Annotated in this window: 21 protein-coding genes; 4 read left to right on the forward strand and 17 right to left on the reverse strand. The window is 62.7% G+C overall.

From position 1 onward, the window contains the following. Positions 1 to 9: 9 nt before the first annotated feature. The 3 genes from RGQ15_RS16060 to RGQ15_RS16070 form a co-directional block, all read right to left on the reverse strand. Positions 10 to 1230 carry an MFS transporter gene (locus RGQ15_RS16060; protein ID WP_311161594.1) on the reverse strand — a complete coding sequence of 407 codons (1221 nt, stop codon included), beginning with the start codon at positions 1228 to 1230 and terminating at the stop codon, positions 10 to 12. Positions 1231 to 1551: 321 nt separating this feature from the next. Further along, positions 1552 to 2727, reverse strand: a complete 1176-nt coding sequence (locus tag RGQ15_RS16065; protein ID WP_311161595.1) for an ABC transporter substrate-binding protein — start codon at positions 2725 to 2727, stop codon at positions 1552 to 1554. After that, entirely contained in the window at positions 2718 to 3308 is a 591-nt protein-coding gene (locus tag RGQ15_RS16070; protein WP_311161596.1) for an ANTAR domain-containing response regulator, read from the reverse strand. Before RGQ15_RS16070 ends, RGQ15_RS16065 begins: the two co-directional genes overlap by 10 nt. A 244-nt stretch (positions 3309 to 3552) precedes the next feature. Between RGQ15_RS16070 and RGQ15_RS16075 the strand changes: the two genes are divergently transcribed. Beyond that, complete coding sequence (locus RGQ15_RS16075; RefSeq protein ID WP_311161597.1) at positions 3553 to 4377, forward strand: DUF6635 family protein; 825 nt, start codon at positions 3553 to 3555, stop codon at positions 4375 to 4377. Here the strand turns inward: RGQ15_RS16075 and RGQ15_RS16080 are convergent. The 6 genes from RGQ15_RS16080 to pcaD form a co-directional block, all read right to left on the reverse strand. Then, positions 4374 to 5687, reverse strand: a complete 1314-nt coding sequence (locus tag RGQ15_RS16080) for a lyase family protein (protein WP_311161598.1) — start codon at positions 5685 to 5687, stop codon at positions 4374 to 4376. The two genes, RGQ15_RS16075 and RGQ15_RS16080, sit on opposite strands and share 4 nt — an antisense overlap. Positions 5688 to 5770: 83 nt before the next feature. Further along, complete coding sequence (locus RGQ15_RS16085) at positions 5771 to 6625, reverse strand: BKACE family enzyme (RefSeq protein ID WP_311161600.1); 855 nt, start codon at positions 6623 to 6625, stop codon at positions 5771 to 5773. Between the two features lie 7 nt (positions 6626 to 6632). Next, complete coding sequence (gene pcaG / locus RGQ15_RS16090; RefSeq protein ID WP_311161601.1) at positions 6633 to 7238, reverse strand: protocatechuate 3,4-dioxygenase subunit alpha; 606 nt, start codon at positions 7236 to 7238, stop codon at positions 6633 to 6635. After that, positions 7238 to 7975, reverse strand: a complete 738-nt coding sequence (gene pcaH / locus RGQ15_RS16095) for a protocatechuate 3,4-dioxygenase subunit beta (RefSeq protein WP_311161602.1) — start codon at positions 7973 to 7975, stop codon at positions 7238 to 7240. Before pcaH ends, pcaG begins: the two co-directional genes overlap by 1 nt. Further along, positions 7972 to 8352 (reverse strand): 4-carboxymuconolactone decarboxylase, encoded by a 381-nt coding sequence (pcaC, locus tag RGQ15_RS16100; protein WP_311161603.1) that lies wholly within the window; start codon positions 8350 to 8352, stop codon positions 7972 to 7974. The genes pcaH and pcaC overlap by 4 nt, the downstream gene beginning before the upstream one ends. Next, positions 8349 to 9128, reverse strand: coding sequence for a 3-oxoadipate enol-lactonase (gene pcaD, locus RGQ15_RS16105; protein WP_311161604.1), 780 nt, complete (start codon positions 9126 to 9128; stop codon positions 8349 to 8351). Before pcaD ends, pcaC begins: the two co-directional genes overlap by 4 nt. An 83-nt stretch (positions 9129 to 9211) precedes the next feature. Between pcaD and RGQ15_RS16110 the strand changes: the two genes are divergently transcribed. The 3 genes from RGQ15_RS16110 (at position 9212) to pobA (ending at position 12332) form a co-directional block, all read left to right on the forward strand. Further along, positions 9212 to 10162, forward strand: coding sequence for a LysR substrate-binding domain-containing protein (locus RGQ15_RS16110; RefSeq protein WP_311161607.1), 951 nt, complete (start codon positions 9212 to 9214; stop codon positions 10160 to 10162). Continuing rightward, complete coding sequence (locus tag RGQ15_RS16115) at positions 10159 to 11055, forward strand: helix-turn-helix domain-containing protein (protein ID WP_311161609.1); 897 nt, start codon at positions 10159 to 10161, stop codon at positions 11053 to 11055. The genes RGQ15_RS16110 and RGQ15_RS16115 overlap by 4 nt, the downstream gene beginning before the upstream one ends. A gap of 110 nt (positions 11056 to 11165) precedes the next feature. Next, entirely contained in the window at positions 11166 to 12332 is a 1167-nt protein-coding gene (pobA, locus tag RGQ15_RS16120; protein WP_311161610.1) for a 4-hydroxybenzoate 3-monooxygenase, read from the forward strand. A gap of 38 nt (positions 12333 to 12370) precedes the next feature. Here the strand turns inward: pobA and RGQ15_RS16125 are convergent, their stop codons facing one another. The 8 genes from RGQ15_RS16125 to ada all read right to left on the reverse strand — a co-directional run bounded on the left by RGQ15_RS16125 (position 12371) and on the right by ada (position 21785). After that, positions 12371 to 14296: a DEAD/DEAH box helicase gene (locus tag RGQ15_RS16125; RefSeq protein ID WP_311161611.1), complete on the reverse strand. Its 1926-nt coding sequence runs from the start codon at positions 14294 to 14296 to the stop codon at positions 12371 to 12373. A gap of 151 nt (positions 14297 to 14447) precedes the next feature. Further along, positions 14448 to 15305, reverse strand: coding sequence for a pantoate--beta-alanine ligase (panC, locus tag RGQ15_RS16130; protein WP_311161613.1), 858 nt, complete (start codon positions 15303 to 15305; stop codon positions 14448 to 14450). Next, entirely contained in the window at positions 15305 to 16132 is an 828-nt protein-coding gene (gene panB / locus RGQ15_RS16135) for a 3-methyl-2-oxobutanoate hydroxymethyltransferase (protein ID WP_311161614.1), read from the reverse strand. Before panB ends, panC begins: the two co-directional genes overlap by 1 nt. A 138-nt stretch (positions 16133 to 16270) precedes the next feature. Next, positions 16271 to 16993: a GNAT family N-acetyltransferase gene (locus tag RGQ15_RS16140; RefSeq protein WP_311161615.1), complete on the reverse strand. Its 723-nt coding sequence runs from the start codon at positions 16991 to 16993 to the stop codon at positions 16271 to 16273. Continuing rightward, the gene (gene menC / locus RGQ15_RS16145) at positions 16990 to 18120 is read right to left on the reverse strand and encodes an o-succinylbenzoate synthase (RefSeq protein WP_311161616.1); all 1131 of its coding nucleotides are present in this window, start codon (positions 18118 to 18120) and stop codon (positions 16990 to 16992) included. Before menC ends, RGQ15_RS16140 begins: the two co-directional genes overlap by 4 nt. An 87-nt stretch (positions 18121 to 18207) precedes the next feature. Further along, complete coding sequence (locus RGQ15_RS16150; RefSeq protein WP_311161617.1) at positions 18208 to 19836, reverse strand: FAD/NAD(P)-binding protein; 1629 nt, start codon at positions 19834 to 19836, stop codon at positions 18208 to 18210. Positions 19837 to 19860: 24 nt separating this feature from the next. Then, complete coding sequence (locus RGQ15_RS16155; RefSeq protein ID WP_311161618.1) at positions 19861 to 20451, reverse strand: DUF421 domain-containing protein; 591 nt, start codon at positions 20449 to 20451, stop codon at positions 19861 to 19863. Positions 20452 to 20714: 263 nt separating this feature from the next. Continuing rightward, positions 20715 to 21785 (reverse strand): bifunctional DNA-binding transcriptional regulator/O6-methylguanine-DNA methyltransferase Ada, encoded by a 1071-nt coding sequence (ada, locus tag RGQ15_RS16160; protein WP_311161620.1) that lies wholly within the window; start codon positions 21783 to 21785, stop codon positions 20715 to 20717. Positions 21786 to 21805 lie beyond the last annotated feature (20 nt).

Here is a 21805-nt window from a genome sequence, read left to right on the forward strand (position 1 = left end):
TGTTTCCCTTCAAGCGGCTTGAAGCGCGGTGCCGCGGGTCATGCGGCGTACCGAGAAATGCATCCAGGCAAGGCATCCAGCGATCAGGACGAAAAGGACCATGAAGCAGCTGGACCAGACACCGGTTTCATCCTTGAGCCAGCCGAAAAGCAGCGGCAGGAAGAAGCCGCCCAGGCCCCCGATCATTCCCACCAGACCTCCCACCGAGCCGACATTCTGCGGATAGTATGTCGGGATGTGTTTGTAGACGGCTGCCTTGCCAAGGCTCATGAAGAAGCCCAGCGTGAAGATGACGACCAGGAACACCGGGGTCGAGACACCCGACGGCATCGACAGGATCGCTGTAGCGACGAGCGAGATGATGAGCGTCATGTACATGACGGCACGCGCGCCGATCCGGTCCGAGAGCACACCGCCATAGGCCCGGAAAATCGACGCTGGGATGGAATAGGCCGCTCCTACCATGCCTGCGGTCTTCACGTCGAAGCCATAGACGCCGATCAGGTAATGCGGCAGCCACAGCGCCAGCGCAACGAAGGCACCAAAGCTGAAGAAGTAATAGGCCGAGAAGCGCCAGACCTGGACTTTCTTCAGCGGCTCGAATTCGGATTTCAGGCTGCGCTGCGCAATCTTGCCAGCGCGACGATCTGCAGTCGTCGGGTCGTCCTTGCTGAAGATCCAGAACAGGATCGCAGTGAGCACGAGAACCCCGGCCCAGATCTGGGCAGTGGCCTGCCACCCCAAGGCGATCATCACGAAGGGCGCGACGAACTTGGTCACAGCCGCTCCGACATTGCCGACGCCAAAGATACCAAGGGCCGTCCCCTGCTTCTGGGCCGAGAAGAAGCGCGACACATAAGCGACGCCGACCGCGAATGAACCGCCGGCCAGCCCGACTCCCAATGCGGCCACAAGCATCTGCGGATAGGTCGTTGCCCAGCTGAGCAGGAATGTCGCGGCTGCGGCTGCGAGCATGGTCAGGGTATAGACGACGCGACCGCCCAGTCGATCGGTCAGGATGCCAAGCACCAGTCGCACGAGTGATCCGGTCAGGATGGGCATGCCGACCAGAAGGCCGAACTGGGTTTCGCTCAGAGAAAGCTGTTCGCGGATCTGGATCCCGATGATCGAGAAGATCGTCCAGACGGCAAAGCAGATAACGAATGCAAAGGTCGATAGGCTCAGCGCGCGGCTCGATTCCTTCGACGAAGCGGATGTGATGACGGACATGGCTGCTCCGATGGCAAAACTGGTTGCAGTGGGCTGTCGGAAAGCGAGAACGCGGGAATGCATGTCCCAAGAGGACAAGCCGATTACTACGCTTTCGGGGATACCGCGGCTTCGCGGTGTCGATCATGCCGCATCGTTGCGAGCGGGTCGCTGGCGCGCCATTGCACCGGACCATGAGCATTTTGTGACATCTCTGCCGCGCTGCGGCAAGAGTGAGGATCCTGCCCGCGGGCAACTACCTCGATAAAGCAAACCAAGCGCCCATGTTTTGGGCGATTGCCAATATTTCAAGCCATCCTTCTGGACAAACTGCCAAGCGTTTTAGCTGCTCTCAGCCGGTTCAAAGGTGAAGCCGTCAAAGAAGTTGTCGGCGCGCAGGGTCATCTGCCCTTTTTCGGCGGGCACGATGCGATCTTCGTTCAGCGCTCCTTCAAGGCGCATCGAGGCGCCGGGCAAGGCCGCGCCCGCAGATCGGAGATGTTCGCGGTAGAGATCGGTACGGAAATGCGGCATAGCCAGCGACATCGCCTTCTTGGGGTCGATCCCGCGCCGCAGCGCAATATTCCGGGCGAACAGCGCAGCAAGGCTCTTCCAGGGAAAACTCGAGGCACCTGCATTGAAGGCGATGAAGCCCGGCGCCTCGCGCAGCTCCCCTCCAGGTGTCACCATGAGCTTGCCCGTCAACCCGCGCTCGGCCAGTTCCGACGGAAGGTCCAGGTATTCGGCGCGGGAAAGGATCTCGGCTGCCGTGCCGCGATGCGCGGGATCGTCGAGCCAGCGCCCGGTCCGCCACAGGGCACGCATCAGCGAACCGGTCTCGTCCGGACGTGTTTCGGTGAAATCGCGGCGAAGCACCAGCCCCTTTTCAGGTGGCGCCGACCAGATCGCGACCCCCGGCAGCAGTAGGGCGGCAATCCCGCGTTCCACCGCGAAGGATGCCCAGGGTTCGCCCACGCAGAAGGCATCCACCTCGCCCGCAGCCATCGCCTCGGCCATCTTGGGTGGCGGCACGGTAACAAGTTCCAGCGTATCATCGGAAAAGCCGCAGGCCCCCAGCCAATGCGCGACAAGCTCAAGCTGGGTCGAGAAGGTGAAGGGCACGCCAACGCGCAGAACGCCGGGCACGACCTGTCTCAGCGCCTCGCCAGACGATCTGGCATCCGCAAAATCGAAACCATGGCCCAGATCCCGCAGTCGCTCCGCGATCTCGAGGCTGACGGCTATGGCCTGACCGCCATGGGACAGGAACATGACGAGATCAAAGTCCGGGAGATCGGGGCCCAGGCCCAGGGCCTGCCCTATCGGCATCGGGGCCAGCATATGCGCGGCGTCGATCAGCCCTGCGCCCAGCATATCACGACATTGCGCCCAGGCGTTCAGCCGCACGAGGTCGAAGCACAGACCTTCTTCCGCCGCAAAGCCCATCTCCTGACCGATGATCAGCGGGGCCGCGTCGATCAATGGCACATAGCCAAGGCGCAATGTGGTCAACGGCATGTCAAAAGTCCCGCCGCCATGACCAGCTGCTGAGCAATATCGGCCACGCGTTTGCCCTGATCCATCGCCGTCTTGCGCAGCAGCGCATATGCGGCTTCCTCGTCAATGCCGCGCGCTTTCATCAGCACCGCCTTGGCGCGATCGATGATCTTGCGTTCCTCTAGCGCGGCGCGAGTCGCGGCAAGTTCGGTCCGCATCCGTTCGAACATGTGGAAACGCGCAATCGCCGCGTCGATGATCGGCTTGATCCTGTCGGGTCGCAGCCCGTCCACCACATAAGCGGACACCCCCGCCTCGATGGCCGCGCGGGTCAATTGCTCATCCGAGCGATCCACAAACATTGCGACGGGCCGTTCCGTCGGCCCGGAAGCCAAGGCCAGTTCTTCAAGAATATCGCGCGATGGATTTGCGAGATCGATCAACACCACATCGGGGCGAAATTCCGCGATCTGTCTGGCCAGTCCGCTTTCTTCCGAGATGATGCGAATATCGTGGTCACCCACTTCGCGCAGCCCATCGACAATGGGCAGGGCGCGTTCCTTGTCTGGCTCGACAATGACGATTGAAAGACGCTTTTCCATGATCAGTCCAAAGGATCGAACATTTCCCTGCCATCGCGACCGCCCAAAACACAACGCGGCTTTCAGAGCATGTCACGACCCGCGCCCAGTTTGCACGAAATTCAGGCACTACGCGCCATGGTGCCGCAAAACAGACCACTCACCTGCGGTCCCCTGCCCGAGACTCGCCGCTCATGAGGTCTGGAACGATCGTAAGGGGCGTCCTAGATAGGAAAAGGCCCGAACGCAGAAGCACGGCAGGAACATGACGCTTGCACCCGCGGACCCTCGCCCGATGACCTTGCGCGAGCGCGAGGTGAAACGGTTCGTGCGCAGGCGCTATGGCCTGCGCGGCACCTTCGATCTGCACCGCGCAGCAATCGGTTACGACCTGCTGCGCGCACCGCTCAACGTGACCCTGGCACCGATCTTCCTGCTTATCCGGCTGACTTCCGTTTTGCTGCGCTGGATCGGGGCGCGGCGCGCTTCAGTTTGGCTCGGTTCGCGGCGGATCTTCCTGACCTCGGATCTCGCCCGGCAGCTTGATGCGGATCTGAACGGGCTCATGAGGCATCTTGAGGTTATCGGGGCTGCCCCCCACGCAACCGACGCGGCTGTGCAAAGGGCGATTGCGAACCATACCGAGACGCGAAACGCGGTTGCCGAGATCACCACTTCGATACTCGTCCTGCTCGCAGGGCTCTTCCTTTTCGAGCGGGCCACACCGGGGGTCATATCGTTGGCCGCTCCGATTGCCGAGTTCCAGGTGCGCAGCGAGGCGATCGGAAACTTCGTGCTGGGCGACTGGATGGGGCGTCAGTGGTACAGGATGTTTCCCGCCGAAATCCCGACCGGTCGATTGATCTTAACAGGAATCGCCTTGTCGATTGCCGCTTCGATCGTCACGACCTTTGCGGGGCTGATCGCCGATCCGATCCAGTTGATGCTTGGAACCCACCGGCGCAGGCTGATGAGGATGCTTGGCCGGCTCGACCGCCATGACGGTGGCGGGCTCGAGCCCGAGCATGTGCTCGCAAGGATCGGTGACCTCGGCGATCTTGCCTCGACGCTCTGGCGTGCCTTGCGTTAGGCGCCGGCCATTTCGGCGAATGCAAGTGCTTCTGCCGGAGCCATTCCAAGCCCCCCCGCCGAGGAAAGATCGAGGTCAGGGAAGTCGCGCGCAACCAGTTCTTGCAGGGATGCCCCACCATCCATCGCCTCATTGCACAAGGCCTTGATCCGGCTTTGCGCCTCGGGCCGCGGCATGTGGCGGGCCAGGGCGAAGGTGTAGGCTTCCGCATGGATCAGGCCGGTGCCGTCATCCAGCCCGACCGCCATCGCGACGGCATCAGGCGAAATGCGTTCGACCATTTCCTGGGCTAGCCCGATCGACCGACCGGCCGAGACGCATAGCTGCGGCAGGGTCAGCCATTCCACGAACCAGGCGGAACCGTCGCGCTGCTGGCGATGGATGCCGGCCCCTTGGATGGCAGCCGAAAGCGCGGCTGCCTGCCTGGCGAGCGCGACGAGGACGGAAGGACCGACCGGGTTCTGCTTTTGAGGCATGGTCGAGGACCCCCCTGCCCCTTCCAGCCGTATTTCGTTGATACCTGACTGGGTCATCAGGATCATGTCTTCGCCCATCTTGCCCAAGCTCACGGCCAGCCCTGCCATCCATGCGGCGAAGGCCCCGAGCCGGTCGCGTTCCGCGTGCCAACCATGGCCGGGATCAGCCAATCCCAGCGCGTCGGCAAGGGCCGCGCGAACCGCTGGCCCATCTGGCCCCATCGCCGAAAGCGTGCCTGCCGCGCCGCCCAGCGACACCGTCGCGAGCTCGGGCCGCAAGGCGTTCAGCCTATCCCGGTGACGCAGCAGCGGATGCCCCCAGCCTGCCACGACCGCCCCAAAGCTGGTCGGGGTCGCCGCCTGGCCATAGGTCCGCGCGGCCATCGGGAGCCCGGCATGTTCACGCGCCAACCCGCCGAGAGCCGCAATCAGCCGGCCAAGGCGTTCATCCCAGATCTCGGTCACGCGACGCAAACGCAGGGCAAGCGCCGTCTCCATGATATCCTGGCTGGTCGCGCCCCAATGCAGGAATTGCGCGTGTTCCGGCGCCTGCATGGCCTTGCGGAATGCCGCAACAAGGCCAGGCACGGGAACGCCATTGGTCGCCGTCTCGGACCCCAGCGCGGCCGGGTCGATCTGCACTTCGCGCGATGAGCGGTCGATGAAGGCCGCAGCCGTCTGCGGGATCAGGCCGATCTGCCCCTGCACGCGCGCCAACGCGCCTTCGACCAGCAACATGGCGCGGATCTCGGCGCTGTCGGTGAAAAGTGCAGCGGTCGCGTCATCTGCAAATAGATTGCGGTAAATGGCGCTGTCGGCGGCGGATGCGGGCATGAAACGGCTTTCTTCTTGTTGAAAGGCCCGGGGCTTTCCCCCGGACCTGCATGATAATCGTCACGCGGTTAAGATTCGAGGGCTCAAGCCACCTCGGGAACCCGCAATCCCAGGATCTCGCGCGCTTGCATCCAGTTGGCGACGGGGCGGTCGTATTTCCTGCAAAGCTCGACCGCACGCTGGACCAGGGCGGCATTCGACGGTGCGAGCCTGTCCCGGTCGATGCGCACATTATCCTCAAGCCCCGTCCGGGCGTGTCCTCCGGCTGAGATGGCCCATTCGTTGAGCACGATCTGGTTCGCCCCGATCCCGGCCGCGCACCAGGGCGCGTCATCACCAAAGAGACGCTTCACAGTATGGATGTAGTAATCGAAAACGTCGCGATCGACGGGCATGGCGTTCTTCACGCCCATGACGAACTGGACATAGGGGCGATCCTTCAGCCTGCCGTCCCGATGCATCTGGGCGGCCTGCAGGATATGGCTCAGGTCAAATGCCTCGATTTCCGGAAGGACACCGTATTTCAGCATCTCGGAAGCCAGCCAGTCGACAAGATCCGGCGGGTTTTCATAGACACGGGTCGGGAAGTTGTTCGATCCGACCGATAGCGAGGCCATGTCAGGCGAAAGCGGCAACATGCCTCCGCGTGTCTGTCCTGCGCCTGACCTTCCTCCGGTCGAAAGCTGGACGATCATTCCCGGACAGTGCTTCTCCAGGCCTTCCTTCAGACGGGCGAAGCGTTCGGGGTCCGAACTCGGCTTGCCCTCGTCGTCGCGCACGTGGCAATGGGCGATCGTCGCCCCGGCCTCGAATGCTTCGTGGGTGGATTCGATCTGCTCCACCACGGTGATGGGCACCGCCGGGTTGTTTTCCTTGGTTGGAAGCGAGCCGGTGATGGCCACGCAGATGATGCAGGGCCGGTTTGAAAGATCGCCCATCTTTTCCTCACATGTCGAAGAACACGGTTTCGTTTTCGCCCTGTAGAATGACGTCGAAGCGATATGTTCCGTCGGCCGTCTTCTTTGCGACAAGGGTTTTCACCCGCTCGCGATGCTCGATGCGCTGCAAGACCGGGCAGGATTCGTTTTCCTCATCCTCGAAATAGATCCGGGTCTGCAGGCCAAGGTTGATCCCGCGGGCCACGACCCACAGCGCGATATGGGGCGCCATCGCCCGTCCGTCGGGGAAGGGAACGCGCCCCGGCTTGACGGTTTTCAGGGTCCATTCGCCGGTTTCGAAATCGGCGATGATGCGTGCCCAGCCCGTCACATTGGGATCGGCCGCGCCGCGCGGGTCGTTGCCCGGATAGATCCCTTGACCATCGGCTTGCCAAGTTTCGATCAGCGCGTCGCGCAGGATCATCCCCGCTCCGTCCTGAACCGTGCCGATGATGGTGATTTCTTCGCCCTTCGCGCCCGGCAGGACAGGGCTTTCGCCCAGGTCGACCGGGTAGATGCCGCCAATGCCCAGCTTGTTTGGCGTCAATCCGATATGAACATAGGGGCCAGCCGTCTGCGAAGGGGATTCCTTCAGATAATCCAGTTCCTGCATTACAATCCCTCCTTACGGTTTTCGAAGAACGACTGGCGGCGGCCGCGCAGGACGATGTCGAACTTGTAGGCCAGGCAATCCATCGGAATCGCGCGATTCATATCAAGCGGCGCGACCAGCGCCTGGATTGCGCGATCCTGCCCGATCGTGTTGACGATAGGGCAGCGCTTGATCAGCGGATCACCCTCGAAATACATCTGCGAGATCAGGCGTTGGCCGAAACCCGACCCGAAGACCGAGATATGGATGTGCATCGGCCGCCAGTCATTGACGCGGTTCGGCCAGGGGTAGGCGCCCGGACGCACGGTCAGGAACTCGTACGAGCCGTCCGGCCCGCTGATCGTGCGACCGCAGCCGCCGAAATTCGGATCAAGCGGGGCCGCATAGTTGTCCTTCTTGTGGCGGTAACGGCCGCCCGCATTTGCCTGCCAGATCTCGACCAGCACATTCGGTACACCCCGACCGGATTCGTCCAGCACCCGCCCATGCATGATGATCCGCTCGCCAATGGCGGGCTCACCGGTGAAGTTCATGATCAGGTTGTTATCGAGCTCGCCAATCATGGAATGGCCGAAGGCGGGGCCGGTTTCCTCGGAAAGGGTCGAGCCCATTGCGACCAGCGGCCGGAACGGCGCCCGGGTCATCGAGGTCTTGTAGCCCGGCGTGTAGGCAGCGGGATGCCAGTCGCGATCGCGAAAGAACAGCGGGCCGCGATCAAATTGGTTGCTGAGGGTCATCGCTTGCTCTCCATTTCCGCGAATGTCTCCTTGGCGATCTTGATGGCGTGGTTCGCGCGCGGCACGCCGGCATAGATGGCGACGTGCAGAAGTGCTTCCAGCACATCTTCCTTACTGGCACCGGTATTGGCCGTGGCGCGCACATGCATTGCCAATTCGTGGTCATTGCCCAGCCCGGCAAGCAGCGCGATGGTCAGCATCGAGCGTTCGCGCGCCGTGATCGTGTCGCGCGACCAGACAGAACCCCAGGCTGCTTCGGTGATCAGGCTCTGGAAGGGTTCGTCAAAGGCAGTCTTGTTCGCCTCTGCACGATCCACATGGGCGTCGCCAAGCACGCGCCTGCGGGTGGCCATACCCTGATCGAATCGTTCGTTCATGCTGAATGTTCCTTGAGAAATCGCCCGAGAAGCGCCGCAAAAGCGGCAGGCTGTTCGACACAGGGCAAGTGGCCTGCATCGGGGATGACGTGGAAGGTTGCACCAGCGACCAGATCAGCCGTCGCCTTGACCAGTTCCGCCGGAGACGATCCGTCCTGCTCGCCTGCAATCACCATCGCGGGCAGCGAAATCCTCGTTGCCGCATCGGTCAGTTCGGCGGCGGACAATGCGTGGCATGCCGCAATATAGCCGCTCGCCGATGTCCGCGCGACCATGTTGCGCCAGATTGCCAGCTCGGGCTGCGCACGAAATTTCGGCGCAAACCACCGCTGCATGACAAGATCGACGATCGAACCGAGCCCGCCGGAACGAATGGCTGCGATCCGCTCGTCCCAGCTTTGCTGCGTGCCCATCTTGACCGCGGTGTTGGCAAGCACGACAGCACCGACGAGATCCGCCCGGCGCGACGAGATGATCTGTGCGATCATCCCGCCGATCGACAGGCCCACGAATACGACCTGCTTCAGACCGAGATGTTCGATCAACGCGGCAGCGTCATCGGCCAGATCCTCGACCCGGAATTCGCCGCCCTCATCCGAAAGCCCATGACCCCGCTTGTCAAAGCGGACGGCGCGGATACCCGGCATTTCCGCCAAGAGCGGGTCCCAAAGTCGCAAGTCGGTCCCCAGCGAGTTCGCAAAAACCACGACCGGTCCATCCGCCGGTCCATCGATCCGGTAATGCATTGCGCCCCAAGGGCGGTTCAATACTTGCATGCTGTTCTCCCTCGTTCATAATTTCGCATAACCGTCCGGGTTTGAATAATGCAAAATCGACCAAAATGAATAACCGTTCTGCTATGCATCCGTCCATAAAACTGCGCCATATCCGCGCATTTCTGGACATAGCCGCCGAAGGTGGGCTTTCCCCGGTCGCCCGGGCGCAGGGCATTACCCAACCTGCCCTGTCCCGGACATTGGCCGAGCTTGAAACCTTGCTGGAACAACAGCTTTTCCTGCGACAGGGCCGTCGCCTTGCACTCACCGAGTCGGGCGCGCTGTTTCGTCGTCATGCGCTCGCCGCCATCCAGGCGCTTGAGGCGGGCGCAAGCGCCATGCGGCCAGGCGCAGCGGGGGTTCTGCGGGTCGGCGTCTTGCCGACAGTGGCGACGCGCTTCCTGCCTCAGGTGGTGCTCCGCCTGCGCGAATTGCGCCCCGAGATCGTGTTGGCCGCGGAAACCGGCCCCCATTTCCACCTGATGCGGCTGTTGCGCGACGGGGCGGTCGATCTGGTCGTCGGTCGCTTGCCGGGAGCCTCGGAAATGTCCGGACTGAGCTTCGATCACCTCTACGAGGACGAGGTGATCCTGGTCGCCCGAAGCGGCCATCCAGCCCGCGGTCGTCCGGCGACAGAAGCGCTGGCAAGATCGCCCGTGATCCTGCCACCGGCCACCGCGCTGATCCGTCCTATTGTCGAGGACTATCTGGCAGCGCACGGGTTGAACGGGGTAAGACCGCTGGTCGAGACGGTTTCCCTGGCCCTTGGGCGGGGGATCTGCCTTGGCTCGGACGCGCTTTGGTTCATCTCGCGCGGCGTGGTGTTGTACGAGCTTGATCGCGGCGAGCTGATCGATTTTCCGACCGGCGCAAGATTTCTGTCGGGAGCGGTCGGCATGACACGACGCCAGGAAAGCCGCGCGCCGGGGCTGGTCGAATTCGAACAAATCGCGCGAGAGGTCGTCCGGAATGCGGACCAATCCCTGCCCGTGCCCGACGCAAGGCGCCCACGCAATCCGGGCGAGACGCCATGACCCGCACGTCAGCGACCACCATTCCGCATTACTACCTTTATGGCGATCAGGACCGTGACGTCGAACTCGACTTCCTGCATGTCGAACCGATCCTGGATCGCAGCGGACCGCATGGCTGGCGCATTCGCCCGCATGCCCATCCGGATCACCTGCAGATCATGCTCATCCATCATGGCGGAGGCGTACTCAGCTATGAGGACCAGAGGCGACAGATCCCCGTGCCTGCGGTTCTGATCCTGCCGGCGGGTTGCGTGCATCAATTCGAATTCGATGCCGGGACGGACGGCTATGTCGTGACGGCGGCGCTAGGCTGGTTGAACGCGGCAACGGCTGCCGATCCCGCCCTTGCTGAAACCGTCACCCGTCCCGCGGTCCTCGCCTTGGAAGGGTCCGGCGTGGACGTTTCGTCGACGATAGAGACATTCGACTGGCTTTTGCGCGAATTCGTCTGGTCCGCGCCAGGCCGTCGCTCGGCGATCATGGGGTTGTTCCTGCGCCTTCTGGTGATCGTCCTGCGACTGGGGATCAGTCATCGGGACTCCGGCCCGGCCCCGGGCGACCGTGACCAGGATCTGCTCATTCGCTATCGTGGATTGATGGAGCGGCACTATCGCAATCAAAGATCTCCGTCGTTCTACGCGCGCCAGCTTGCCGTCACGACCGCACGCCTGAACGCCGCGTGCAAGTTAAAGGCTGGACGAACGGCCAGCGAGATCCTGCACGAACGCATCCTGCTCGAGGCGAAGCGCTGCCTTCTCTATACCGAAAACAGCGTTACACAGATCGCCCACATGACGGGCTTCGACGATCCGGCCTATTTCAACCGCTTCTTTGCTCGGCGAACCGGGGTTTCGCCTGGCGTCTACCGGAAACAGGGCGGGACCGATGGCTGACGATTTGTCCAAGTTTTTCGACGACGGGTCCATTTTTTCCTGGGCTCTGCCGCGCCATTTTGTCGCGGATCGAAAGCGGGCATCAATACGTCCGCGTAGGAGGAAAACCCATGCGCCATCAGGTTTGCATCATTGGCGGCGGCCCTTCCGGCTTGCTGCTTTCCCTGCTTTTGCGTCGCGCCGGAATCGACGCGGTCGTGCTCGAACGACGTTCGAGAAGCTATGTCCTTTCGCGTATCCGCGCCGGCGTCCTTGAACAGGGGTTGTGCGATATCCTGCGCGAAGCGGGCGTGGGCGCACGGATGGATGCCGAAGGATTTGTCCATGACGGCACCATCATTACTGCCCATGGTACGACGGTGCACATCGATTTCAAGAAGCTGACGGGCAAATCCGTCATGATCTACGGCCAGACCGAGGTCACGCATGATCTCTATGACGCGCTGGACCGGATCGACGCCCCCATCTTCCACGAAGCCGAGGATGTCGCGATCCACGACGCCAATGGCGACGCGCCCTACGTGACGTTTACCCATGACGGCAAGAACCAGCGGATTGAGTGCGACTATATCGCAGGTTGCGACGGCTTTCACGGCGTCAGCCGCCGTTCGATTCCGGATGCCGTCCGCCGTGAATTTGAGCATGTCTATCCCTTCGGATGGCTCGGCATCTTGTCGGAAACACCCCCTGTCACGGATGAACTGGTCTATTCCGGTCATGAACGCGGCTTCGCGCTATGTTCGATGCGGAACGCCAATCTCAGCCGACATTACCTGCAGGTCCCGCTAACCGACCAGCCCGAGGACTGGAGCGACGAGGCATTCTGGGCAGAACTCAAGCTCCGATTGCCGCCGCATCTGGCCGAGGTGCTGGTAACGGGCCCCTCGATCGAAAAAAGCATTGCACCGCTACGCAGCTTCATTTCCGAACCCATGAGCTGGGGTCGGATTTTCCTTGCAGGCGACGCGGCCCATATCGTCCCACCGACCGGGGCAAAGGGGCTCAATCTCGCGGCCTCGGACGTCTACTACCTTTCTCGCGCGCTCATTTCCCATTTTGGCGGCGACGGTCAGCCGTTGCGCGACTATTCCGCAACGGCGCTCGCCCGTGTCTGGAAGGCATCGCGCTTTTCATGGTCCATGACGCGCATGCTGCACGAATTCCCGTCCGAAGGTGATTTCCTCGCGAAAATGCAGGCGGCCGAAGTCGACTACCTCGCGCATTCCCCCGCGGCCCAGACCGCGCTTGCAGAGAACTATGTCGGCCTGCCCTATTGACAGAAAAACGCCCGGTCGATGACCGGGCGTTTCCTTGATCAGCCCTTGCGGCTCTTGGGCGAATAGCTTCCCTTGGCGCCGTCGGGTTTGCGCTTGGAGGCAGGCTTGGCCCAGGCCGCCTTGCCCGCAGGTGCCTTTGTCGGCTTGCCTTTCGCGCGCACCGCCCCATCTGCACTGCGCTTTGACGATTTGTCGGCTGCACTCCAGCGCGCCTTGCGGGGCGCGGATGCATCCTCCGCCTTCGGCTTATCGTCGCGGCGATATTCGCGCCGTTCGTCGGACGCGCGGTCTTCATAGGAAGCGTCGGGGCGCTTCTTGGGATAACCCTTCTTTGCGGGTGCTGCCCGGCGCGGCGCCGGGACGTCGCCGCCGCGCTCGAAATTGGGCATACCTTGCTGGCGAAGCATCATCAGCCCTTCTTCCAGCTCGACCGCCTCGCCAAACTTGTCGGCGCTGTCCTCGGCGATCTGAACGAAGCTTTCGTGCTCGCGGATCTTGATCGCACCCACGACGTCCTTGTTCACGCCGCCTGCCTCACAGATCTTCGGCAGGAGCCAGCGTGCCTCGGCGCGACCGGAATAGCCGACGCTCAGTGAGAACCAGACCGCGTTGCCGAATTCGCGCGGCGCACGCGGGGCCGTGGCGGCAGGCCGATCCTGAAGCACGGTCAGTTCTTCGGGCGCAGGACGTCCTTCGCGCCAGAGCCGGATGAAGGCCGAAGCGACCTGTTCCGCGCCAAAGCGGGCGATCAGGTCATGGGCCAAGGAGGCATCATCCTCAACGCGTTCCTGCAGCGCGGGATGATCGAGCATCCGCGCGTCGTCCTTGGCACGCACATCATCCGCCGAAGGGGCGCCAGACCATTCAGCCTCGAGCTTCGCGAATTTCAGAAGACGCTGCGCCTTCTTGTATTCCGACGAGGCCACGATCAGCGCAGAGACGCCCTTCGATCCAGCCCGCCCCGTTCGACCGGAGCGGTGCAACAATGTTTCCGAATTGGTGGGCAGGTCGGCATGGATCACCAGTTCCAGACCGGGCAGGTCGATGCCGCGCGCCGCAACGTCGGTCGCGATGCAGACCTGGGCGCGGCCATCGCGGAGCGCTTGAAGCGCATGGCTGCGTTCCTGCTGGCTGAGTTCGCCCGACAGCGCCACCACCTTGAAGCCGCGATTGCCCATGCGCGCCAGAAGATGGTTCACATTGGCGCGGGTCTTGCAGAAGATGATTGCCGTGCGGGCGTCATAAAGACGCAGCAGGTTGAAGATTGCCGGCTCGCGATCGCGCGCCTGAACGCTGATCGCGCGATATTCGATATCGCCGTGCTGGCGCGCTTCGCCCTGGGCCACGATGCGCAGCGCGTCCTTCTGGAAGTCCTTCGCCAGCTTTTCGATCGCGGGAGAGACGGTCGCCGAGAACATCAGCGTGCGGCGCTCGGCCGGCGCGGATTCAAGGATGAACTCCAGATCCTCGCGGAATCCGAGATCCAGCATCTCGTCGGCCTCGTCCAGCACTGCAGCGCGCAGGCCGGACAGATCAAGGCTGCCGCGCTCGATATGGTCGCGCAGACGACCCGGCGTGCCCACCACGATATGCGGGCCACGATCCAGCGCGCGACGCTCGTTGCGGTAATCCATCCCGCCCACACAGGTCGCGATCTGGGCACCAGCCTCACCATAGAGCCAGGCCAGTTCACGCGCGACCTGAAGCGCCAGTTCGCGCGTCGGCGCGATCGCGAGGCCCAGCGGCGCATCCGCCGGCATCAGAAGGTCGCCACCCTGAAGGATGTCCGGGGCGACGGCGAGTCCGAAGGCAACGGTCTTGCCCGATCCGGTCTGTGCCGAGACCAGCATGTCCCGGCCCGCCGCATCGGCTGCCAGAACGGCTTCTTGAACGGAGGTAAGGCTGGCATAGCCCTTGGCTGCCAGCGCCGCGGCCAGAGGCGCGGCAATATTCAGATCTGTCATTTCTTCGCCAGAAAAAGGGGGTGCCGAACACCCGATGAGCGGCACCAGACCCTTCGCGACAGGAATGCCAATACCCGCCGCTCCGGACACGCGGAGCCAAAGGCTGGCTCCTTATAGAGGTCCCGAGCACAAGTAAAGAAGGAAGTCGCGATCAACCCGCTTCGCGAAGACCGACCCCGACATTGTCGATCAGTCTGACACCGTCCAGCCAGATCGCCACAAGCAACCGCGCGGGATGCCCAGGCCGTGGTTCACCCAGGGTTTCCGCATCGCGAAGCTCCAGATATTCCAGCGGCCCCAACCCGGCCTCGGCCAGGCGCGTGCGGGCGGCGGCCAGCACCGGTTCTGTCGGCTCACCGGCCTCGATCTGGCTAGATGCCGCGAAAAGAGTGGCAGGGAGCGCGGCGGCAAGGCGACGCGCCTGGGGGGAAAGCCGCAGGTTGCGGGACGAAAGCGCGAGACCGTCCGCGTCTCTCACGCTGGGGCACGCGGCGATCTCGACCGGCATCTTCAGATCGTTCACCATGCGACGCACAAGTTGCAACTGCTGCCAGTCTTTCTGGCCGAAATAGGCCCTGTCGGCGCGGGTCATGTTCAGCAAAAGCGCGACCACCGTTGCCACGCCGTCGAAATGTCCGGGGCGATGCACGCCTTCCAGCGGCGCGCTTATCCCGCCGACGGACACGATTGTCGTATGACTGGAAGGATAGACCTCGGCCGCATCGGGGACGAAAAGTGCGTCGACAAGCAGTGGCCCCAGCAATTCGGCGTCGGCAGCCTCGGTCCTCGGGTATTTCGCGAAGTCGTCAGGGTTGTTGAACTGGCGCGGATTGACGAACAGCGTGACGATGACCCGGTCGCATTGCGCCTTGGCGGCCGTGACAAGGCTCAGATGCCCGTCATGCAGCGCACCCATGGTCGGGACCACCCCGATGATCTCGCCCTCGGCCTTCCATGCGTCGATGCGCGATCCCAGCTCGGAAAGGGTGCGAACGATCGGTGCGCTCATCACAAGTTTCCCTCATCTGCGAAGCTGTGTTCAGGCGCGGGAAAGCGACGCGAGCGCACCTCTTCGGCGTAGAACGCGATGGCCGCGCTGGCCTCCCTGCCCTGTTCGGCAAAGCGCTTCACGAATTTCGGCCGAAAATCCGAGAACATGCCCAGCATGTCATCGACCACCAGCACCTGCCCATCGCACAGGACCCCGGCGCCGATACCGATCGTCGGCACCGCGATGTCACGGGTGATCCGGGCCCCCAAGCTTTCGGGCAGCTTTTCCAGAACGACGGCAAATGCTCCGGCATCCGCCAGCGCGGCAGCATCCGCCGCGACGCGATCGCCATCCTCGCCCCGGCCTTGAACCTTGTATCCGCCAAGTGCATTCACTGACTGGGGGGTGAGCCCGACATGGCCCATCACCGGGATGCCCCGCCTGACCAGATAGGAGACGGTTTCGGCCATGTGTTGCCCCCCCTCCAGCTTCACGGCCTGGCATTCGGTCTCGGCCATCAGCCGGGCCGCGTTGCGAAATGCCTGCTCGGGACTTTCTTCGTAACTGCCGAACGGCAGGTCGACGACAAGGCAGGAATGCGAAACGCCCCGCGCCACGGCCTTGCCATGAAGGATCATCATTTCCATCGTGACACCGATGGTCGAGGCAAGGCCGTGCAGAACCATTCCGACGCTATCCCCGACAAGGATCAGGTCGCAGGACGCATCCACCAGCTTGGCCATGGGCGTCGTATATGCGGTCAGGCAGGCGACGGGCGTGCCGCCCTTGCGCGCGCGAATGGCACTTGGGGTCAGGCGGATCTGCCGTTCTGGCGTGGCGCTCATCCTCTTCCTCCTCTGCCGGTGTCCGGCGGATGAAACACGAAATTGACGCCATGTGGCCGGGAACGGCCGTTCGTGCAACCCCGTTTGTGGCTGGAAAGATCGCTTCAGCGGTCAGCCGGGACAGGATGAGACCTGGCCTCAGCCCCCCGGCTGAGATTTCGCCAGATGGTAGGCCGGTGCCGTGCTGTCGAAACCGATGATCCGCTCGCCTGCGGCAAAGGCTTCGACGAGATCGCGGCGCAGGTCCATCCGAGCGGTCAGCGCAGCCGCCGGATCGGTCAGCAGCAGGCCGTCGATATCGGCGGGAATGGGCAGACGGCGAGTTTCCGCGATCCGGGGCACAGGCCGACCGGTCGCGCGCGCCACGACTGCGGGACTATCGAGCTGCCAGTCCAGCATCAGCCGATCCGAGGGCAATCCCGCATTGATGCCTTCCATCGTCCCATAATAGTTTTCAAGATATGTGCCCGACGTGCCACCAAGAACGCGCACGTTCAGCCCGGCATTGATCGCCCGAATGGGATCATAGGTCCACCGCACGAGCGTGATGCCCTTCGCCAGGCACCAATCGCGTTGAAACCATTTCAGGCGACTGCCCAGTCGAAGCCCACGCGCCTCTGGCAGGACGGCAAGCCGATGGGAATGCTGGACACCGGGCAAGGCGCTCGGGAAGGCGAAAAGGAATGCGAGCATCCGGTCTTCGGCAAAAGCCCCTGCGACCAACCCGCCCTCGTGCTGGATCGCCAGCATCAGGTCAGCGTTGTCCGCAGGATCGTCCTGCCCCCAGACCGCGCGCTGCAGGTCTTCGGAGTCCCTGAGTTCCGCCAGCGAGGCCAGTTCGCGGATTGTCACATCGGTCATCGCCGGAATTCCTCGACCTGACCCGAGACCGTGCCCAGATATTCCCGATCCAGAGTGACACCCAAGCCCGCGCAAGCTTTCGGAACGGGCATCAAGCCGCTTTCTGCTTCAAGCGGCTGTTCAATAATATCCCTTTTGAAATATCGGCTTGCGGATGATGTATCACCTGGTTTCGAGAAGTTCGCGAGCGTTGCAAGATGGATATTCTGGGCCCGCCCGATCCCCGATTCCAGCATGCCCCCGCACCAGACCGGAACATCGAATGCGGCGCATAGGTCATGGATCGCCCGGGCCTGCGCAAACCCGCCCACGCGCCCGACCTTGATATTGACGACCCGCGCCGCGCCTGCAACCAGCGCCTTGCGGGCATCGACCGCCGAACGGATGCTTTCATCCAGGCAGATCGCAGTCACCAGATGGGCCTGAACTGTCGCGTGGTCGTGAATATCATCAAAGGCAAGCGGCTGCTCGATATAGTCGAGATCGAACCGGTCCATGGACTTGAGCAGCGGCAGATCACCCAGCCGGTAATCGGTATTGGCATCGACCGTCAGATGCGTATCGGGGAAGGCGCCGCGCACAGCCTTGAGCATTTGCAGGTCATGGCCGCGCTTGATCTTGAGCTTGATGCGACGATAGCCTGCATCCACCGCCGCACCGACACGCTCGAGCGTGGTCGGAATATCGGCTATTCCCAGGCTTACACCCACCTGGACCGCATCGCGCACGCCACCCAAAGCGGTGCAAAGCGGGATGTTCAGCGCCTTGCTCCAAAGATCCCAGAACGCCATTTCGACCATGGCCTTGCTCATCCGATGGCCCCGCCACGGGTCCAGAATCGCGGCCAGTTCTGCGGGGCTCGCGAAGCTTTGGCCGAGAATGCGCGGCAAGACCACCTCGCGCAGGAAGGCAAGGCCGCCAGCCTGAGTTTCCTCGAGATAATCTGGCCACAGGTCCATCACACCTTCGCCATAGCCTTCCAGCCCTTCTCCGCGCAGGGTCAGCAACGGGAAGACCTTTTCGGTCATGGTCCCAGTCGAAATGACGAAAGGCGTCAGCAATGGCAGGCGGACGATACGAATTTCGGCCGCGTCGATACGGATGCCGGGAAACAGGGTCGGGGTCATGGCAGGCTCGCTTAAAGGGCGCTCGCAAACTGCGGTGAAACCTGCGGCTTAGCAACCCGTTCCCATTATCTTCCTGCCTTGACGCGATCAGCGCAGCGCGCGCGACACGACGCCTGCGGCCCAGCGATCCGCCGCCGCACCGAAGCAGTCGTGAAGCGAATCTACCGCGATCACGCTGCCCAGCCCAAGACGGCCAAGCAGCGATAGACCCGGCAACGGACCGGCTCGGCCGATGACACCTCCATCGGGCCGCAGCTTGACGCCGAGCTTCGGCCCGATCGCCGTAAGGTCGCCGGAATCGCGCAGGGCCGCGATGAGCGGATCGGTCATCTGCCCGAGTTGCGGCGTCGGCAGGACGGCATCGACGATCGCGACCACTCGGGCGGTTTCATCCTCTTCGACCAGTTGCCATCCATCCCGCGTCATCAGGATATCGGGATCGTTCGCAGCCCGCAGATCGACGCGTCCCGCCTCGACCAGCGTCAGTAGCTCGGTCATCGTCGAAAGCGGGGGACCGTAGGAATATCGTTTGAGCCCTTCGTCGAAGGCGATCAACGCGCTGATTGTTCCTGGCCTAGGCGCGGAAGGATTGTAGACCTCCCGCAATTCGTTTTGCCATTTCCGCCAGATCTGCCCGATCGTGTAACCGATATCGGGCGGGGTTTCACCCGCCGCCATCGCTATTCCGGCCCTCAGCACATCGACCGGGCCGCGGACCTCCTGTTCTCCCGGCGCGTTTTGCTCGCAGGCCAGCCAAGACCGGATCTCGTGCTCGGACAGATCGACAGATTGGCTTTCCAGGACGCGGATAACGGGCGGAACAATCGCTTCGCAAAGGGCCTCAATCGCACCCTCTCCAGGAAGATCGATGGCCCGACGAAGGGCTGCGCAAAAGGAACCCGTTTCCTCACGACTCGGGGCGAAGCGAGCATCGATCGCCAAGGTCTCAGGCTTCGGATAGGGCGGAAGACCGTTCAGAGAAAACGGCAGGATACGCAGTGGTTCGCGCCCGGAGGGCAGGTATTCGCCGTCGCGAAACTTCCCGCCCTGGCCCAGCGTCAGCAACCTGATCGCATCCAGGGTTGCAAGCCCCATGCCACGCACGGCGACAACCTTCCCAGCCCAGCCTGACGCAGCATCCAAAAGCTCATGATCGGGATAGACGGAAACCACATCTCGGACACCGCATCTTGCGTGCTCATGCCATTTGGCAAGCTGCTGGTCCGGCGCAGTCGCCGGCTGGCCCTGCGCCAGAAGCACCTCGTCATAGGGTCCATGACGGGCGCCTGCTGCTCTTATCCACCAGCCGTCCGCCGCATCCCGCAGCAATTGATCCGCGGCCAGCTGATGCTGCGAGATCGTCACCCCCGCTTGGCCAGCTTCCACGAGATTGGCGAACCGCCCGGTCAGATAACTGCCAAGTTGGGCGCGGGACGGATAGGTTTCCATAGCCTTCTTATCTTGCCCCAACCACTCGGCGAGGCTCGGGAAATTTCGAGGTGGAGAAGGCAGATCGACGGCGCGAAGCGGCAGGTTCAACAGGTTGAGAGAGTTCTGCGAAGGACTGAAATTCGGCCCGGCACCGGGACAGGGGCGTGGATCGAACAGATCCAGCGTGACCGAAATCCCGTCCGTAAGGGTTGCGAAAAGCGCCTCGATCGCGCCGAGCCCGCGTGGGCCCATGCCGATGACCGCGATCCGGATGTCTTGAACCATGTCCCGCCTTTCGCTGACCCTCTTTCAGGAACCCCGAACCCCGGCATCGGTTGCAGCACCGAATTCATCGGCCGGAACGGCAGGCGATTCGAACAGGCCGGTCGCCAGCTTGTCGGTTGCCTTGTCATGGGTCAGGACCGACAGGACGCCGTTGGGTTCAAGCACAGCATAGCGCACTTCGGCCAGATCGGTGACGCCCTTGTCGCGCAGCTTCAGGTGCAGCTCGGAAAGGCCGATCCCCTGACTGCGGATCTTGTGCAGATGTACCTGCCCGTTGGTCACGACGATTTGCGGACGACCTTCGAAGAAGTTGCTGAGCCGGTCCGATCGCTGAATGGCCAGGTCGATGAACTTGTTGAACAGCACCACAAGAAGGATCGCGGCCATGGCCGGCAAAAGCGGGACGTCCGGGTAGAACAGGGAATCTCCGACCGCCGAGCCAATGGCGATAACCAGAAGGAATTCCACGATCGAAAGCTGGGCGACACTGCGCCCACCAATCCATCGCAACAATGACAACGTGTAGAAATAGATGATGACCGTGCGAAACAGGATCTCGACCATGAAGGTCAGGTCTTGGTCGCCCAGGAAGATCCGCGTCAGTTCCGCCAGCATGATCACACTCCTTACGGCAGATCAGGAACGCCCATCCCCACGATCCGGGTTCCGCTGGCGCGTAAATCAGGCTACAGGTTGCGCATGCTTGTCGATCCGAAAAATCCCTTCTTCGATCCTCTCTGGGTTCGCCTTCTTTGCGTTCTGGCGCCGCTTGGCTGGGCGGGCGTGGAATTCGCCAATGATTCCCACCTTTGGGCAGCGGCTTTCGCCGCGGCCGGGCTTTACTTGGCATATGCGCTTTTCGTGCAGCGCCGCCGCCCCTAGCCTTTTCCCTCGGCCTCGCGTCGCAAGAGTTCGCGCTTGCGCTCGACACCCCAGCGATAGCCCGAAATCGAACCTCCGGTCCTGACCACGCGGTGGCAGGGAATCGCCACGGCAATCTTGTTTGCGGCGCAGGCTCCAGCCACGGCGCGGACCGCGTCGGGGGACCCAATGCGGCCGGCGAGTTCGGCGTAGCTGACCGTCTTGCCGGGTGCGATATTGCGCAATGCGTTCCAGACGCGCTGCTGGAAGGCTGTGCCGCGAATGTCCAGCGGCAAGTCGAGCCCGATCTGCGGGGCCTCGATGAACCCCACGACTTTCGCGACCAGATCTTCGAACCCCGGATCATCGCCAATCAGAAGGGCGTTCGGAAATCGGGCCTGCAGCTCGGTCAGAAGCGGTTCGGGGTCATCCCCAAGCGAAATGGCGCATACACCCTTGTCGGTGCAGGCCACCAACAGCGCTCCGAGGCTGCATTGGGCCAGCGCAAAGCGAATCTCCGCGTCCTTGCCCCCTTTGCGATAGGTGGTCGGCGTCATCCCCAGCATCCCTGTCGAATCCTCGTAAAACCGGCTGCTTGAACCGAACCCCGCCTCATGAATGGCCGCGGTGATGCTTTGCCCTCCGGTCAGCCCTTGTCGCAGCAAACCTGCGCGATGGGCGCGGGCATATGCCGCCGGAGTTGTCCCGGTCAACGCCTTGAACTGCCGATGAAAGTGAAATGGGCTCAATCCGATGCGTCGAGCGAGTTCCTCGGTCCCGGGCGGAGTTTCGGCCGCTTCGATCATCCTGCATGCCGCAGCAATCAGGACCGCATTCGCCTCGGCCGAGGACTGCCCCCGCGGATTGCAGCGCAGGCACGGCCGAAACCCCTTTCTCTCGGCCTCATCCCCATTGGGAAAGAAGACCACATTCTCGGGTCGGGCCCGGCGCGACGGGCATGACGGCCGACAATATACACCGGTCGTTCGGACCGCATAGACGAAACTTCCGTCGGCCTTCGCATCGCGCGCGATGACAGCCTGCCAGCGGGGGTCATGGACGGTTCTTTGATCCTCTTGCATCAGCATGCTATAGCACCTTCCAATTC

It is taken from the genome of Paracoccus sp. MBLB3053, assembly GCF_031822435.1.
GTDB lineage: Bacteria > Pseudomonadota > Alphaproteobacteria > Rhodobacterales > Rhodobacteraceae > Paracoccus > Paracoccus aurantius.

Coding starts and splice junctions, on each gene's coding strand:
- RGQ15_RS16070 (WP_311161596.1), bottom strand. CDS start 3,308: ATGGAAAAGCGTCTTTCAATCGTCATTGTCGAGCCAGACAAGGAACGC.
- RGQ15_RS16150 (WP_311161617.1), bottom strand. CDS start 19,836: ATGGTTCAAGACATCCGGATCGCGGTCATCGGCATGGGCCCACGCGGG.
- panC (WP_311161613.1), bottom strand. CDS start 15,305: ATGAGCGCACCGATCGTTCGCACCCTTTCCGAGCTGGGATCGCGCATC.
- RGQ15_RS16085 (WP_311161600.1), bottom strand. CDS start 6,625: ATGGGCGATCTTTCAAACCGGCCCTGCATCATCTGCGTGGCCATCACC.
- RGQ15_RS16115 (WP_311161609.1), top strand. CDS start 10,159: ATGACCCGCACGTCAGCGACCACCATTCCGCATTACTACCTTTATGGC.
- RGQ15_RS16110 (WP_311161607.1), top strand. CDS start 9,212: ATGCATCCGTCCATAAAACTGCGCCATATCCGCGCATTTCTGGACATA.
- pobA (WP_311161610.1), top strand. CDS start 11,166: ATGCGCCATCAGGTTTGCATCATTGGCGGCGGCCCTTCCGGCTTGCTG.
- RGQ15_RS16080 (WP_311161598.1), bottom strand. CDS start 5,687: ATGCCCGCATCCGCCGCCGACAGCGCCATTTACCGCAATCTATTTGCA.
- panB (WP_311161614.1), bottom strand. CDS start 16,132: ATGAGCGCCACGCCAGAACGGCAGATCCGCCTGACCCCAAGTGCCATT.
- pcaG (WP_311161601.1), bottom strand. CDS start 7,238: ATGCAGGAACTGGATTATCTGAAGGAATCCCCTTCGCAGACGGCTGGC.
- RGQ15_RS16125 (WP_311161611.1), bottom strand. CDS start 14,296: ATGACAGATCTGAATATTGCCGCGCCTCTGGCCGCGGCGCTGGCAGCC.
- pcaD (WP_311161604.1), bottom strand. CDS start 9,128: ATGCAAGTATTGAACCGCCCTTGGGGCGCAATGCATTACCGGATCGAT.
- RGQ15_RS16060 (WP_311161594.1), bottom strand. CDS start 1,230: ATGTCCGTCATCACATCCGCTTCGTCGAAGGAATCGAGCCGCGCGCTG.
- RGQ15_RS16155 (WP_311161618.1), bottom strand. CDS start 20,451: ATGCTGGCGGAACTGACGCGGATCTTCCTGGGCGACCAAGACCTGACC.
- RGQ15_RS16075 (WP_311161597.1), top strand. CDS start 3,553: ATGACGCTTGCACCCGCGGACCCTCGCCCGATGACCTTGCGCGAGCGC.
- pcaC (WP_311161603.1), bottom strand. CDS start 8,352: ATGAACGAACGATTCGATCAGGGTATGGCCACCCGCAGGCGCGTGCTT.
- pcaH (WP_311161602.1), bottom strand. CDS start 7,975: ATGACCCTCAGCAACCAATTTGATCGCGGCCCGCTGTTCTTTCGCGAT.
- ada (WP_311161620.1), bottom strand. CDS start 21,785: ATGCTGATGCAAGAGGATCAAAGAACCGTCCATGACCCCCGCTGGCAG.
- RGQ15_RS16140 (WP_311161615.1), bottom strand. CDS start 16,993: ATGACCGATGTGACAATCCGCGAACTGGCCTCGCTGGCGGAACTCAGG.
- menC (WP_311161616.1), bottom strand. CDS start 18,120: ATGACCCCGACCCTGTTTCCCGGCATCCGTATCGACGCGGCCGAAATT.
- RGQ15_RS16065 (WP_311161595.1), bottom strand. CDS start 2,727: ATGCCGTTGACCACATTGCGCCTTGGCTATGTGCCATTGATCGACGCG.